The organism is Rhizobium sp. CAU 1783 (genome assembly GCF_054551725.1).
Map to the genome: position 1 here is coordinate 548887 of NZ_JBTOLM010000002.1, position 14395 is coordinate 563281.

The 14395-nt window shown below is 63.3% G+C and carries 12 protein-coding genes; 6 read left to right on the forward strand and 6 right to left on the reverse strand.

Annotation, left to right across the window (positions count from 1 at the left end):
- Nucleotides 1–9: 9 nt before the first annotated feature.
- Both ACX93L_RS09415 and ACX93L_RS09420 read right to left on the reverse strand, forming a co-directional pair.
- Nucleotides 10–1422 carry a serine/threonine protein kinase gene (locus ACX93L_RS09415; RefSeq protein WP_459404612.1) on the reverse strand — a complete coding sequence of 471 codons (1413 nt, stop codon included), beginning with the start codon at nt 1420–1422 and terminating at the stop codon, nt 10–12.
- Between the two features lie 13 nt (nt 1423–1435).
- Entirely contained in the window at nt 1436–2176 is a 741-nt protein-coding gene (locus tag ACX93L_RS09420; protein ID WP_459404613.1) for a metallophosphoesterase family protein, read from the reverse strand.
- A 244-nt stretch (nt 2177–2420) separates the two neighbouring features.
- Between ACX93L_RS09420 and ACX93L_RS09425 the strand changes: the two genes are divergently transcribed.
- Both ACX93L_RS09425 and ACX93L_RS09430 read left to right on the forward strand, forming a co-directional pair.
- Nucleotides 2421–3908: a pyruvate kinase gene (locus tag ACX93L_RS09425; RefSeq protein WP_459404614.1), complete on the forward strand. Its 1488-nt coding sequence runs from the start codon at nt 2421–2423 to the stop codon at nt 3906–3908.
- A 197-nt stretch (nt 3909–4105) separates the two neighbouring features.
- On the forward strand, nt 4106–5026 hold the full coding sequence (locus ACX93L_RS09430; protein ID WP_459404615.1) for a YiiX/YebB-like N1pC/P60 family cysteine hydrolase: 921 nt from the start codon (nt 4106–4108) through the stop codon (nt 5024–5026).
- A gap of 32 nt (nt 5027–5058) precedes the next feature.
- On the opposite strand, the gene ACX93L_RS09435 is transcribed toward ACX93L_RS09430, so the two are convergent.
- Nucleotides 5059–8568, reverse strand: coding sequence for a hybrid sensor histidine kinase/response regulator (locus tag ACX93L_RS09435; RefSeq protein ID WP_459404616.1), 3510 nt, complete (start codon nt 8566–8568; stop codon nt 5059–5061).
- Nucleotides 8569–8777: 209 nt separating this feature from the next.
- Between ACX93L_RS09435 and mscL the strand changes: the two genes are divergently transcribed.
- The 3 genes from mscL (at nt 8778) to galE (ending at nt 11761) form a co-directional block, all read left to right on the forward strand.
- Nucleotides 8778–9203 (forward strand): large conductance mechanosensitive channel protein MscL, encoded by a 426-nt coding sequence (mscL, locus tag ACX93L_RS09440; protein ID WP_459404617.1) that lies wholly within the window; start codon nt 8778–8780, stop codon nt 9201–9203.
- Nucleotides 9204–9369: 166 nt separating this feature from the next.
- A complete protein-coding gene (locus ACX93L_RS09445; protein WP_459404618.1) occupies nt 9370–10539 on the forward strand; it encodes a pyridoxal phosphate-dependent aminotransferase in 1170 nt (389 codons plus the stop codon).
- Between the two features lie 187 nt (nt 10540–10726).
- Nucleotides 10727–11761: a UDP-glucose 4-epimerase GalE gene (galE, locus tag ACX93L_RS09450; protein WP_459404619.1), complete on the forward strand. Its 1035-nt coding sequence runs from the start codon at nt 10727–10729 to the stop codon at nt 11759–11761.
- Between the two features lie 167 nt (nt 11762–11928).
- On the opposite strand, the gene ACX93L_RS09455 is transcribed toward galE, so the two are convergent.
- Together ACX93L_RS09455 and ACX93L_RS09460 are read right to left on the reverse strand one after the other, a co-directional pair.
- Nucleotides 11929–12267 (reverse strand): protein tyrosine phosphatase family protein, encoded by a 339-nt coding sequence (locus ACX93L_RS09455; protein ID WP_459404620.1) that lies wholly within the window; start codon nt 12265–12267, stop codon nt 11929–11931.
- A 136-nt stretch (nt 12268–12403) separates the two neighbouring features.
- Nucleotides 12404–13315, reverse strand: coding sequence for a DUF6030 family protein (locus ACX93L_RS09460; protein ID WP_459404621.1), 912 nt, complete (start codon nt 13313–13315; stop codon nt 12404–12406).
- A 228-nt stretch (nt 13316–13543) separates the two neighbouring features.
- Between ACX93L_RS09460 and ACX93L_RS09465 the strand changes: the two genes are divergently transcribed.
- A complete protein-coding gene (locus ACX93L_RS09465) occupies nt 13544–13906 on the forward strand; it encodes a hypothetical protein (RefSeq protein ID WP_459404622.1) in 363 nt (120 codons plus the stop codon).
- On the opposite strand, the gene ACX93L_RS09470 is transcribed toward ACX93L_RS09465, so the two are convergent.
- Entirely contained in the window at nt 13890–14297 is a 408-nt protein-coding gene (locus ACX93L_RS09470) for a hypothetical protein (protein ID WP_459404623.1), read from the reverse strand. The two genes, ACX93L_RS09465 and ACX93L_RS09470, sit on opposite strands and share 17 nt — an antisense overlap.
- Nucleotides 14298–14395 lie beyond the last annotated feature (98 nt).

Consider the following 14395-nt stretch of genomic DNA (forward strand, 5'->3'; position numbering starts at 1 on the left):
CGTCAGGCTCTATTCGGCCGTCTCGGCCAAAGAGCGTACGCGCACGACCGTCACCGTGCAGGGCGCGTGGGCCGCAACTTCACCTGAAACACTGCCGAGCAGCGAGCGCATGGCCGAATTGGCGCGCGCGCCCATTACGATGTGGTCGACCACGTTCTCCCGCGCGTAGTCGAGGATCGCCCCTGCAGGCGAAACCGCCTCGATCACATGATAGGTGATCGCGCCCTCCGGCGCCTTTAGCGGCTCCGCCCAGTGCTTGAGCTGCACCAGTCGCGCCACATGCTTGTTGTTGCCGTCGGCGTCGAGGTCGCTTTCCAGGCTGATGCGGGCGATTTTCAAAACGTTGAGGCATGCGATACGGGCATTTGGCGTCTTCTCGATGATCCGGCTGACGGTCATTCGCAAAGCATCGCCGAGTTCCTCCGATCCGTCAGAAAGGTCGATCGCCACCATCACGATCGGCGCGTTGGAAAGCGCCGTCGCGGCCACCTGCGGGCGTACCAGTTCGATCGGGTCGGGGTTGAACCGGCGCTTGATGACCGCGGAGAAGCCGTCGCGCTTCAGCTTCTCGGCCCGGCCCGTCAGCGTCACCTTCGAAAGGTCCTGGAGGTCCATCATCAGCTGTGCAGCTGTGGGGTAGCGGCGCGCCGGATTGACCTCGAGGCAACGCAGGATCACCTCCTGTAGCGGCTTCGGCAAATCCGGCACGAGCGCGCGCGGCGGCACCGGGTCCCACCAGAGCCGCTTCTTAAGACCTTTCATCCTCTGCGGATCGCCGAAGGGGCGCCGGGCCGTGGCGAAGAAGTACATGAGGACGCCGAGCGCGAAGATGTCGCTGCGGAAATCGCTGCGCACGCCGAGGATTTGTTCGGGCGCCATATAGGGCGCGGTGCCGTAGGGCAGGCGGAATTCCTCGTCCATCAGGTCCGGCAGCTGCAGGTGACGGGCAAGCCCGTAGTCGACCAGCACCGCCTCTCCCGTTTCGCGGAACATGATGTTCGACGGCTTGATGTCGAGATGAACGACGTTCTGCCGGTGCAGGTCGCCGAGGGCTGCGGCGATGCGACAGCCGAGCGACACGACTTCGTCCGCCGGTCGCGGCAGGTCGTCGAGCATCGGGTAGAGCGACTTGCCCGGCAGGCGTTCGAAGACGATGTAAGGATGGTTGGCGAAATCGCCGTTGGCGACGAAGCGCGGGACATGGGGGCCCGAAAGCCGCGGAAGGATCATCTGCTCCATCTCGAACCCGACGATCATGGCGGGATCTGTTCCCGCCCCCATTTCCGGCACCTTCATCAGCATCGGAAAATCGATGCTCAGCCGGGTCACGTGAAAGAGCTGCGCCATGCCTCCGCGATGGGCAAGCTCACCGATCATGAAGCCGTCGATCACTGCGCCTTGATGGATCTTTCCCCTCGGCATTGTCTTCCCCCGCTTACTTTCCCCTCGACAGCCTGACTGCCAGCCCCTCGGGCAATCCCACGGCCCGGATCTTCGCCGCCGCCGCTTCTATGTCATAGCCGGTGCGGTGGAATTCGAGCTCCTCGAGGTCCGTGTCGAAGATGCCGAACGCCGCTGCCGGATTGTTGTCGCGCGGCTGGCCGACGGCGCCCATCACCGCAAGCCAACGTCGCTGCCTCAGAAGGGGGATGCCGTTGGCGGAGGAGGGAACGAAGGTCGTGACCTTTCCGTTCGGGCCTAGTCCGTAGAGCGCGGGCCGGTGGACGTGACCGCAGAAGCTGATGCGTGCGCTACAGGCGGCAAGATGCGTGGCCGCCGTCTCGGCGTCGGTCACATAGTTGAAACGGGTCGGCGCCGAGGCATCGGCATGGACATAGAGTCGGTCGTCCTCTTCCGCCTTCAACGGCAGGTCGGCGAGGAAGGCCTTCTGGGCTTCGTCAAGTTGCGTGCAAGTCCAGTCTATGGCCGCCCGTGCGGCTTCGTTCATCGACACGCCCGGATCGGCGACGGCCTGGTCATGGTTGCCGCGGATGACGATCGCGCCCGCTGCTGCGAGTTCCATCGTCCGGTTGACGCACCAGGCAGGATCTCCCCCGTATCCGACGATGTCGCCGAGGATGACATGACGCGCCGCGCCACGATCGCGTGCGGCCGAAAGCACCGCCTCGAACGCCTGCCTGTTGGCATGAATGTCCGAAAGAAAAGCGATCCGCATTACCCCTCCCTGGCAACGAATGCTTGGAGCGGCAATCTAGGGGCTAATCGAGGAGAAGGCTATTGGTCGGAAGGAGGGGGCGCGACCGTTTCAAACAGGGCCTAGGGTGCTTGCGATCATCAGGACGCGTCGTCATGTATCCGTCAACTGTAAAGCCTATTGTTCGGAGCGGAACCGGGAGTTGCTTAGCCGCGACGGCAAGCGGTGTCCTGAAGGTCGCCGGGCAAGCTGAAGGACGGATGCGATGAACAGCCAGGATTTCCGGGCCGAGGCCCTTGAGGCATCGGCTTTGCTGGATGAAGTGACGGCCCTGCGCGTCGCCATACTCGAAGCGGCCGAACCGCTCGTCAACCGCTTCTCGATCGATGGCGACGCCGTCGATCCCGCCTCTGTCAACCTCGCTCACTATCTCTGCCTCCGCCACCATGACATCCGCCCGCTCCAGCGTCGCCTGATGCGCCTCGGCCTTTCCTCTCTCGGTCGCCTCGAAGGCCGCGTCCTGCCGACACTCGACGCCGTGCTCGTTGCACTCGCTGCGCTTGCCGGACGCGAGAAGCCCGTGACGATGCCCTCCGAAGCCGACTTCTTCTACGGCGAGGCGCGGCTCGAGCAGGCGTCCAGCAACCTTTTCGGCAGCGAGCCCGAGAACCGGCGCACCCGCATCATGGTCACGTTGCCGAGCGAAGCTGCCGACGGCCCGGACTTCGTTCTCGAACTGGCCCGGAGCGGTCTCGATGTCGCGCGCATCAATTGCGCCCACGACGGTCCTGACGCCTGGCGTGCCATGGCGGCATTCACCCGCGCCGCAGCCGAAGCGACCGGGCGCGACATCGCCGTGCTGATGGACATTGCCGGCCCCAAGATCCGTACGGCCGCGGTTGCGCTCCCGGACAAGAAGGCGCGTCTCGAGGTCGGTGACCGCATCCGGCTGGTTGCCTCGGGTAAACCAAGGACGTGCGATGAAGTCGTCTATTCCGCCGGTGTTTCTCTGCCTGAAATGGTGACCCGTCTGTCTGTCGGCGATCGTGTTCGCTATGACGACGGCAAGTTGGAGGCCGTTGTCGAGACCGTTGCCGACGGGGAGGCCGTCGTCAGGGTCGAACGGACCAAGGCCCGTGGAACGAAGCTGAAGTCGGAAAAGGGCATCAATCTGCCCGATACGCCGCTCGGCCTGTCGCCCCTGACCGACAAGGATGAGACGGATCTTGCGACCGTGATCGAATGCGCCGACATCATCGGCTACTCCTTCGTCAGCCGCCCCGAAGATATTGATCTGCTCGACACCATCCTCGAGCGCCACGGCATGATGGGGCGACCGCTCGGCCTCATCGCCAAGATCGAGCAGCCTGAGGCGGTGCGCAACCTGCCGGCGCTGATCAACCGGGCCCGTCGTCGCGGCCCCTTCGGCGTGATGATCGCGCGCGGCGATCTTGCCGCCGAGATCGGGTTCGAACGGCTCGCCGAGATGCAGGAGGAAATCCTCTGGATCTGCGAGGCCGCCTCCGTTCCGGCTGTCTGGGCGACGCAGGTGCTTGAGGACCTCGTGCGCGAAGGCATCCCGACGCGCGGCGAAATGACTGACGCCGCCATGGCAGCGCGGGCCGAATGCGTCATGCTCAACAAGGGACCGGCAGTCCTGCAGGCTGTCCAACTGCTCGATCGTCTGCTGGCGCGCATGGACGAACACATGCTGAAGAAGACGCCCACGCTCAGAGCCTTGAAGTCCTGGTGATGCCCGGCAATCTCTCCGGGCGACTTGCTGCCCGTTCGGCCAATTGATTTGCCGTCGCCGACCGACTAGGAATTTCAGCAGAAAGAAATGCATGCTGGCGTGCCGATGGGGATCGACGCGGCGTGGGGGCGTAGGTCTGGCAATTCATGGTGACTTGGTTTCGTGGCATGCGATTGGGCTCGATGTCGGCGTTGGGAGTGCCTGATGCATGTGAGGTCGGCGCATCCATTCGGTGGCTTGCCTGGTCCCTCGCTCTCGTCTTGATGCTTCTGGCAGCAGGTTGCACGTCGGTCGACAAGGGAACGCCCTCGGCGAAGACCGGCGATGTCGCTCGCCTGGGGGATTGCTGCGCGAAGCCGGAGCGCTATCCGCCGGCTCTTGTCGCACTGGCCGATCCGATCGCACCTTCGGTCGGGCGCATGGTCGCGCGGATGGTCTGGCGCGAGGGGCATCTTCTCCGCCATGATGGCACCATCGACCGGGTTCTGAAGCAACTCCGTCCGCTGGACGTCATCACTGTCAGCAACAAGGGGCGCCTGTCCGGTCACACCATTCCGGGCCTTTTCGGTCATGCTGCGGTCTATGTCGGAACGGAAAAGCAGTTGCGCCAGGCAGGGGTATGGAACCACCCGGCGGTCCGCAAACACCAGGCAGCGATCCGCAAGGGAGCGATGTTCATCGAGGCCGACAACAAGGGTGTGCATCTCTCCACTGCGGCGGCGGCGCTCGATGCCGATGCCATTGCCGTCCTCCGGCCGTCGGGCCTCGGGGAATCGCGCAAGCGCGAGGCACTCGTTGGATTCTATCAGCGTCTCGGAATGCCGTTCGACTACTGGTTCGACCTAGACACCACGGCCTGTACCTTCTGTACCGAGCTGGTGAACACGGTGCTTCCCGAGCTGAAACTGCCGGTCCGGACAGTATACGGTCGCCGGATGATTCTGCCGGACGAAGTGGTCGCGGCGACGCTCGACGGCCGGACGCGCCTGAAGTTCCTGCTCTATCTACGTTCGGGCCGGGAGACCGCCGAATTCGTCCGTCGAAACGATCTGGTCAGGGATCTCGCCGGCGCCTGGTCCGAGACGCCCGGCCAGCCGTCGATGGTCGCGCGGCGTTAGACCGGTTCCAATCCCCTTTGCAGCGGGAGAAGCTATTCGGCTGCTGCTCTCTTTGTCGCCGAGATCTGCGTGATGAACGCCCTGAGTGCTGCTGGTCGAACGGGCTTGTGCTGCAGGCCGATGTTCTGCTTCTCCGCCTCGGCCCTCACCTCCGCCGTCCTGTCGGCGGTGACGAGCAGCGCCGGGATATCGCTCTCGTAGAGTGCCCGAAGGCGCAGGATCGCGCCGATGCCGCTGCCGTCGCCGAGATGGTAGTCGGCAATGATGACGTCGGGCGGGGTCTTGTTGGCCGCGACGATGGCGTCCAGTGCCTCGATCGAGCCGGCACAGGAGACATCGCAGCCCCATCCCGAGATCAGGAGTTCCATGCCTTCGAGGATTTTCGGCTCGTTGTCGATGCAGAGAACCCTGAGGCCCTTGAGCGGCATCGCACCCTTTCCGCTCGACGGTATCTCGGTGACCGACGAGGTAACGGGAGCGGACTGGTCGAGCGGCATCACTACGCGGAAGGTTGTTCCCTTGCCCTGCTTGGAGGAGAGCTGCACCGGATGGTTCAGAACCCGGGCGATGCGATCGACGATCGATAGCCCGAGGCCCAGGCCGGAGGCCGTGCGCATCCCTTCCTCGAGGCGGGCGAACTCCTTGAATACGGTGCGGAACTTAGACGAGGGAATGCCGATCCCTGAATCCATCACCTGGATGATCACTTCCCTGCCGTTTCGCCGCGCGCCGACCAGCACCCTGCCGGAGGGAGTGTACTTGATGGCGTTGGAAACAAGATTCTGCACGAGGCGGCGAAGCAAGTTCGGGTCTGAGCGAACTTTCAGCGACGTGGGCATGACCACGAGCTTGAGGTTCTTCTCCCGCGCTATCGGCGCGAAGTCGGTCTCGATGCGTTCGAGCAGCCCGTTGAGGGGCACGGAAGCGAACCGCGGTTTCATCGCACCCGTGTCGAGGCGCGAAATGTCGAGGACCGCGCCGAGAATGGTCTCGACCGATTCCAGCGCAGAATCGATGTTGCGCACCAGCGGGCTGTTTTCCGAGTCGCCGAGCCGCTCAACCAACGACGATGAGTAGAGGCGCGCGGCATTGAGCGGCTGCAGGATGTCGTGACCGGCGGCGGCGAAGAAACGTGTCTTGCCGATATTCGCCTCGTCGGCAGCGGCACGGGCTTCAGCCAACGCGTGGTTCACCCGCGTCAACTCGGCAGTGCGTTCTCCGACGCGCTGTTCGAGAGTCTCGTTGGCCTGCTTGAGCGCCTTGTCGGCGGCCACCTGGCTGGTGATGTCGGTGAAGGTTGCGACGATGCCCTTGTCGGGCATCGGATTGCATCGTGCCTCGATGATGCGTTCACCGCCTGCCGTGACGAGACGGAAGGGTTTGTCGAACTGCTGGAACCGCCGGACCAGTGGTGCCTGCTCGCCTTCCGCCACGTCGCCCCGCTGTGCCAGGATGCCGACGATTTCGGTGAGGGGGAACCCGACCTGTCCCACGTTTTCCGGCAGGTCGAGCAAGCTCCGGAACCGCCGGTTCCAGATCGTCAGCCGGTTGCTGGCGTCGAAGACGGCGATGCCCTGGTCCATCTGGGACAGGGCGGTTTGCAGCATGTCCTGATTGTATTGCAGCGCCTCGCTTGCCTGATCGAGCAGCCAGGCGGTGTCGGCCGAGGTATCCTCGGCCTTCTGCAGGATGAGCGATAACACCAGACGCGCCGACGACGAGCCGATCGCGCTTCCGAGCAACTGTTCGGAAAAATGGATGAACGCCATGTCCGCCGGGCTGTCGTCGGTCAGCCTCCGACCCGCAGCCTGCTCGTAGGAGCGGAACGAGCGCATCATCCGCTCGTCGCCGAGATAACGCGCGATCGCCGCTTTCAGGTCGCCGACGGTAACCCGGGTCTTCCAGCCGCGCGTGGCGAATTGCGAGCGCGGATGGCGCTTGACGAAGATGCCGGACTGGATGCGTTCGACGGGCCGCGGATTGCGGCTGAGCGTGCCGATGATGAAGGCCGCCGTGTTGACCAGCAGGCTGAGCAAGGTCGCATTGACCAGAGGATCGGCATGAGGAGCCTTGAACATGTCGATGCCGGGGAACAGGAAGCCGAGGATCGACGACGCGATCTGCGAATTGTTCTCGGCGCCGAGGCTCGGCAGGAAGAGAAGGTAGGCCCAGACGAAGATGCCGGTGCTCAGGCCTGCGATTGCGCCGCGTGCGTTGGCCCGGCGCCAAAGCAATCCGCCGAACAGGGCGGGCGCGATCTGCGCGATGGCCGCAAAGGCCAAGAGGCCGATCGACGCGAGCCCGGTCGAGTTGTCGGCGGAGCGATAGTAGACATAGCCGAGCAGCATCACGGCGAAGATCGCCGAGCGCCGGATGTGTAGCAGCGTCTTGGCGAAATCGTCACGCTGGCTCGGTCGCGTCAGAAGCTTCTGCCGGAGAAAGATCGGCAGGATCATGTCGTTCGACACCATGATCGCCAGCGCGACGGAGGCGACGATCACCATGGCGGTGGCGGCCGAGAAGCCGCCAAGGAAGGTGATGAGCGAGACCAGCGCCATCTCGTGATGCAGCGGCAGCGAGAGCACGTAGAGATCGGCGTCGCCAGTACCACCGAAGGTCATGATGCCGCCCATGGCGGCAGGAAGGACGAAGATGTTGATGGCCACCAGATAAAGCGGCATCAGGATCCCGGCAAGCTTCAGCTCGCGCGGCGTTCGGTTCTCGACCACAGTAACGTGGAACTGCCGCGGCAGCATGATGATGGCAAATGCCGAGAGCGCGATCAGCAGCACCCAGCGGCTGACCGGCGTCTGGTGGGAAAGCGCGGCCATCACGGCCTGGTTCTCGGTAGCCTTCTGCCAGAGGTCGGTCGGGCCGTTGAACAGGAAGAAAACCACATAGACGCCAAGCGTCCAGAAGGCGACGAGCTTCACCACCGATTCCATGGCGATTGCCAGGATCAGCCCATCCTGATGCTCGGTCGCGTCCGTATGGCGCGTACCGAACACGACGGCGAAGCAGGCGAGCAGGAAGGCGACGATCAGCGGCAGGTCGATGAAGTAGAGATTGCCGGTGCCGATGCCGTATTCGGTCGGATCGACCATCGCCGTCACCGAGCTCGAGACGGCCTTAAGCTGGAGCGCGATATAGGGAATGGTTCCGACCAGGCAGATGACGGTGACGAGCATGCCGACAATCGGATTCTTGCCGTAGCGCGCAGCCACGAAGTCGGCGCCGGAGGTCAGTTTCTCCGTCTTGGCCAGTTCGATGATCCGCCGCACGATCGGCATGCCGATCGTGAACATCAGGATCGGCCCGATATAGATCGCCGTGAATTCCAGGCCGCGGTCGGCGGCGAGCCCGACCCCGCCGAAATAGGTCCAGGAGGTGCAATAGACCGCGAGGCTCAGCGCATAGACGATCGGTCGCCCGCCTTCTGGGACGCCGTGCACACGGCTCTTCCTGTCGCCGTAGCTGGCCACTGCGAAGAGCAGCAGCAGATAGGCGAAGGCCGAGGCAAAGATGACCCATCCCGGAAGCACGCTTCCTCCTCTAGAACGGCGCTCCAAATACAGTCGAACATTAGGGGAAGTCGCGGCCTTTTGAAATCGCTTGCGGATTGACCTTAAGTCGAAGGCCTCGAAAAATGAGCGCAAAATCACTGTTTTCGAATGATTGAACTTTCGTTAATCATCATGGAAGCCAAAGCGCTTGCGCCTGCGGCCTGTCAAAGATCTCAAGGAGATGGGAAATGCTGAACGAGTTCAAAACATTCATCGCCCGCGGCAACGTCATGGACCTTGCGGTCGGTGTCATCATCGGCGGCGCTTTCGGCCTGATCGTCAACTCGCTCGTCCAGGACATCGTCATGCCGCTCGTCGGCGTCGTGTTCGGCGGTTTCGACTTCTCCAACTACTTCCTGCCGCTGAGCGCCAATGTCACGGCGACGTCGCTGGCTGCTGCCCGCGAACAGGGTGCCGTTTTCGCCTACGGCAATTTCATCACCGTCGTCATCAACTTCGTGATCCTGGCCTGGATCATCTTCCTCATGGTGAAGGGTGTGAACACCCTTCGCGCCTCGCTCGAGAAGGAGGATAAGAAGTCCGCTGAAGCCGCGCCGCCGCCGGCCGACATCCAGCTTCTCACCGAGATTCGCGACCTGCTGAAGACCCGCTGATCCTGCGCCACTGACGACGACCGCGTCCCGGCTTGAGCCCATGCGCGGTCGTTTGCGCATTCATCACCGAAATCGATTCTGTGCTCACCGATTGTCATGGGATTTTCCCGCGTCGATCGGATAGACCTTGCGTTGCCGGAAACACGTGGAATTGGAAAGGCTCGACATGACGCTCTTGAAGGATCTCAGCCCCCGCGCTCTTGCTGCACCCGAAAGCGGGATCGTCGAGATCATCAACTATGCGCGTGGACGCGAGGGCCTCCTGCCGCTCTGGGCCGGAGAGGGAGATCTGCCGAGCCCCGATTTCATCAATCGCGCCGCCAGTGACGCCCTGCTCGGCGGCGAGACTTTCTACACCTGGCAGCGCGGCATTCCCGAACTGCGACAGGCGCTCTCCCGCTACTATGCGCGTCACTTCGGCGCCGAGCTTCCGCCGGAGCATTTCTACGTCACCGGTTCAGGCATGCAGTCGATCGTTCTTTGTGTCCAGGCGCTCACCGAGCCGGGCGACGAGATGATCTATCTTTCTCCGGCCTGGCCGAACATCGTGTCCGCGATCGAAGTGGCCGGCGGTCGCGCCGTCGCGCGGCCGCTGACTTTCTCCAACGGTGGCTGGTCGCTCGATCTCGAACAGCTCAAAAAGGCCATTACGCCGAAAACGAAGGCGCTGTTCGTCAACACGCCGTCCAATCCCACCGGCTGGACCGCGACCCGCGAGGACCTGAAGGCGATCCTCGAACTTGCACGCCAGCACGGCCTTTGGATCCTCGCCGACGAAATCTACGCCCTCTACTACTACGGTGCTGAAAAGCGCGCGCCCTCCTTCATGGACGTGATGCAGCAAGGTGACCGTGTCCTCTTCGCCAATTCCTTCTCGAAAAACTGGTCGATGACCGGCTGGCGCGTCGGCTGGATCGTCGCTCCGCCGGAAACCGGCCAGGTCTTCGAAAACTTGATCCAGTATTCGACCTCCGGTGTGGCGCAGTTCATGCAGCGCGGCGCGGTCGCCGCCCTCGATCAGGGCGACAGCTTCGTGCAGGAGAATTTCGAGCGTGCGAAGACGTCGCGTGATCTGCTCTGCGATGCGCTCATCGCCACCAATCGCGTCGAAACCCTGAAGCCCGAAGGCGCGCTCTACGCTTTCCTGAAGATCGACGGCATCACCGACAGCCGGCAGGCCGCCCTCGACATTGTCGATCGGACCGGCGTGGCGCTGGCGCCCGGTTCGGCCTTCGGCAAGGGTGGGGAGAGCTTCTTGCGCGCCTGCTTCCTGCGCGATCCGAGACAGATCGAAGAGGCCGCCGATCGTCTCTGCCGCTACATCCTGGCGCTTTGACCTGTCGGCGCAAGATGACGTGAGGCCGTTGGTCTTCGATAGATAAAATTCGAACGAATTCCTTCGGTATTTGTTTTTCCTGTCTGAAGTTAAACTGTGCCGATACTGATCAATCGGAAGATTCGTCAGAATATTTAAGGCGAAGGGCGCCTATGTTTCCCGCAAAAGAAAAAGCGGGAAGAAAAACATGGCGATCTTGGTAACGGGCGGTGCCGGCTACATCGGAAGCCACATGGTGTGGGCGCTTCTGGATGCCGGCGAGGATGTGGTGGTGATCGACCGGTTGTCGACCGGCTTTCGCTGGGCCGTTGCTCCGCAGGCTCGGTTCTATCTCGGTGATGTCGGCGACGAAACGGTCCTTCGGCAGGTCTTCGCGGAAAATGCGATCGAGGCGATCATCCATTTTGCCGGCTCCATCGTTGTTCCGGAATCCGTCGCCGATCCGCTCAGCTATTACGAGAACAACACCGGCAAGACCCGGGTTCTGATGTCGGCGGCGTTGAAGGCCGGCGTGAACCGGCTCATCTTCTCCTCGACCGCTGCGGTGTACGGTACGCCGGATGCCGCCGAACCAGTCCGCGAAACGTCGCCGCTGCGGCCTGAAAACCCCTATGGCCAGTCGAAGCTGATGAGCGAGCTCATGTTGCGCGACGTCGCGCACGCTCATGATTTCCGCTATGTCGCGCTTCGCTATTTCAACGTTGCCGGCGCCGATCCGCAGGGTCGCACCGGCCAGTCGACCGACAGCGCGACCCATCTCATCAAGGTGGCCTGCGAGGCGGCTCTCGGAAAACGCCGGTCCGTCTCCGTCTATGGCACCGACTATCCGACCCGCGACGGTACCGGCGTCAGGGACTACATCCATGTTGCGGATCTGGTCGAGGCCCATCTCTGCGCGCTCGCCCACCTGCGCCGCGGCGGGGCGTCGCTCGTTGCCAATTGCGGTTACGGCAAGGGCTTTTCCGTGCTCGACGTGTTGAACGCGGTGACCAGGGCGGCCGGTCGGCCGATCGCGATCGAATACGGCCCCCGTCGTGCTGGCGATGCGGCCTTCGTCGTTGCCGATGCCTCTCTGGCACGAAAGGAACTCGGCTGGGTTCCGCGCCATGACGATCTCGACACGATCGTCGAAACGGCGATTGCCTGGGAAGCGCGGCTGTCCCACGACGTCTCCAACGACATCGGCACCCTGCGTCGCCGCCTCGCGGCAAGTGGCTTCTGAACAGCCCCATCGTCCAAAGAAAGGCCCCATCCGCGGGATCGTGCACGGACGGGGCTCGAAGATCGTATTGGAGTCGGCCGGCGATTAAGGCGTTTGCTCTCTCTTGATCGATTGCTAGCACGTCAGGCTGGCGCGAGGCTTTGCAACCGAAGGGAGCAAAGGTTCATTCACCCGCCGATCTGCTGGGCCATCTGATAGAGGCCGGCGCAACGATTGCCCGAAGCGCAGAAGGCAAGGATCGGGCCTTCCGTTTCCTTCAGCAGCGCGTGAAGCTTCTGCGCCTGTTCCATCGGCACGGCCGCGCCGCCCACCGGAAGGTAATAGGCCTTCAGCTTTGCTGCGGTCGCCGCCTCTTCGATCGCCGAGAACTTCGGCTGTCCCCAGCCTTCGCCATCCGGTCGCATGCAGATCACCGTCGAATAGCCGGCCTCGGCCACCTGCTGGAGATCGCCGGGCTTCAGCTGGCCGGTGACGTGGTATGTGCGGGTGAGGGGGCGGATGTTCATCGATAGTCTTCCTTTTCGAGCGAGGGGCCTGCTGCACCGGAAAGCGGATCGTGGCATGACGGCCGGCGTCGGCGTTCCAGCGTGGTCGCAAACACATAGTGATTTTACTATAAATGTGCAAGGCGGCTGGAAGGGCTCAAGGGGACGGCGGCATTGCGGACGACGGTTCCGTGCGCACGACATGCGGCAGCAGAAAGGCCGGCAGCCGTGCGATGGCAGACGGCAGCTCGAGCCAGCCGGCGCTGTCGAAGAAGGCGCGGCTTCGGGTCATCGCCGATGTCCGCGAGACCGGCAGGATGACGAGGTTGAAGTTTCGCATGGCGCTGAACTCGTGGGCGAAGCGGAGGGACAGCCCGAACCGCACCGAATGGAAATCCTCGAGCACCTCCGCCTTGGAGACCGCGATGGCAAGGTCGCGCCATTGGGTGAGTGCAATGACCTTTTCGAGCGCCTTCACCAGCAGCCGGTGGGCTGCTTCTCCCTGGTCCGTCTCCGGAGCCATCAGCTTCATGCGGATCGAGGCGACCTCGCCTCCCGGCGTTCCCTTGGCAATGAAGAAGAAGGATGCGTTCCCCCCATCAGCCTCGTCGTCGGCCAGCACCGTTTCCGACAGGCATTCGGAAATTCTTGGGTCGAACTGGCCGGGCTTCCACCCGTCATTGCGGATGCCCGCTGCATCGAAGGCGGCACAAAGCTCTTCGCCACGTATTCGGAACTCACGCCCGAAGGCGCCGGTGGCGGCCAGTTCCACGTCTGAAAGGAAACGTGATGGGAGGATGATGGTGTCGGCCGGGACCTGCCGTCCTGCCAAGGGTCGCGTCCCACGCGGAATGGGCGGCGCCTCGTCATCGAGCCAGTCGATGCCGTAGCGGTCGAACAGCGCCCTCAGGTTTCGCTGGCCGTTGGCCAGCAGCGAAGTCGCGAGGATTGCCCCGGTCAACATGAGCAGCAGCACGATGAAGAGACGCCGCGCGCCTCTCCTCGGAGGCACCGGCTTGGCCCCGTTCGCCCCGGGTGCGCGCTTGTCCCTGCTATGGTCGTTCGGCATGAAGACCTTCCGGCTGCGTTTGCGCCCGCTCGCTTATGCCACGAAATCCTTTGGGAGACGTATAAAGACCAGTGCGACTTTGCCTAAAACCGTAACGCCTCCGGGGCTCGCTCCTCTTCCGACATACGCCCAATTCTGGGCAGGTCTCCGCCGGTGCGCCCGTGGCGATTGACGCCGCTGCCGGCGGCTCTTAGCTCATTGGCGACTGCCAGATCGGAGAACCATCCTATGTCGAAAGAGATCCATTGCCTGTCGTTGCTCGCCCTGATCGCGACGGCATCGAGCGCGTCGGCCCAGTCCGCGGCTGACGAAGTCTGGGCGTTGAAGACGCCGGAAGGGACATGCCACATGTCGTTCCAGGAGGATCCGGTCGCTGAGGGCGTGTGGGCGACGCTGCGCCATGACGACGAGACCTGCCCGAAGGCTCTCCAGGCTATCACTGGCTGGTCGATGAACAACGGCGACGGTTCGCTCATCCTCTACTCGACGCTGTCGGGTCTCGAAATGGTCGGTCGCGCCGACAAGGAAGAGGATGGCCTCTATGTCGGCATGATCGGCGACAGCGAACTGACCGTCACCGCGGTTCCGTGATCGGCGGCGGCAAAGGGGCCGCCGAATTCGCCAGAAGCCAGCGCTCAAGTGCCGCGACGACGGCGAGCCTGAGGCTCGCACCGTCGTCCATCGCCCGTTTGAGCGGCTGGCCGCTGCGCCCGAAGCCCATTTCCGCCATCACATCGGATGACGTGAGCCCACGTTCCGCCATCACCGACCGGATGCGCTGGATGGCTGGAGGCAGAAGGTACCGACCGCTCGCGATCGGTTCGCCCGCGGAAGCCGCCGCCGCGGTCGGGTCGGAAGCCTCCGCTCCGTCATCGACGGCGCCGGAGATCCAGCTCAGAAAATCATACCGCTCCGCCGGCGTCGCCTTCGCCCAGGAGTTCTGCAGCTTTTCAAGCCGGCTGCGCTTCTTGTCCCTCGGCATCTCGTTCCCCGCTCTCGCCTGACGCCTCCTATCGCAACCGGAGACCAAGCGCGAGACCTTTCCAGCCGGTCGCCACGCGGACGCGCGTTGGCGACAGG

What these genes read in the sequence shown, in the direction of transcription:
- ACX93L_RS09465 (WP_459404622.1), top strand. Translation starts at nt 13,544, where the DNA reads ATGTCGAAAGAGATCCATTGCCTGTCGTTGCTCGCCCTGATCGCGACG.
- ACX93L_RS09460 (WP_459404621.1), bottom strand. Translation starts at nt 13,315, where the DNA reads ATGCCGAACGACCATAGCAGGGACAAGCGCGCACCCGGGGCGAACGGG.
- galE (WP_459404619.1), top strand. Translation starts at nt 10,727, where the DNA reads ATGGCGATCTTGGTAACGGGCGGTGCCGGCTACATCGGAAGCCACATG.
- mscL (WP_459404617.1), top strand. Translation starts at nt 8,778, where the DNA reads ATGCTGAACGAGTTCAAAACATTCATCGCCCGCGGCAACGTCATGGAC.
- ACX93L_RS09445 (WP_459404618.1), top strand. Translation starts at nt 9,370, where the DNA reads ATGACGCTCTTGAAGGATCTCAGCCCCCGCGCTCTTGCTGCACCCGAA.
- ACX93L_RS09470 (WP_459404623.1), bottom strand. Translation starts at nt 14,297, where the DNA reads ATGCCGAGGGACAAGAAGCGCAGCCGGCTTGAAAAGCTGCAGAACTCC.
- ACX93L_RS09455 (WP_459404620.1), bottom strand. Translation starts at nt 12,267, where the DNA reads ATGAACATCCGCCCCCTCACCCGCACATACCACGTCACCGGCCAGCTG.
- ACX93L_RS09415 (WP_459404612.1), bottom strand. Translation starts at nt 1,422, where the DNA reads ATGCCGAGGGGAAAGATCCATCAAGGCGCAGTGATCGACGGCTTCATG.
- ACX93L_RS09420 (WP_459404613.1), bottom strand. Translation starts at nt 2,176, where the DNA reads ATGCGGATCGCTTTTCTTTCGGACATTCATGCCAACAGGCAGGCGTTC.
- ACX93L_RS09425 (WP_459404614.1), top strand. Translation starts at nt 2,421, where the DNA reads ATGAACAGCCAGGATTTCCGGGCCGAGGCCCTTGAGGCATCGGCTTTG.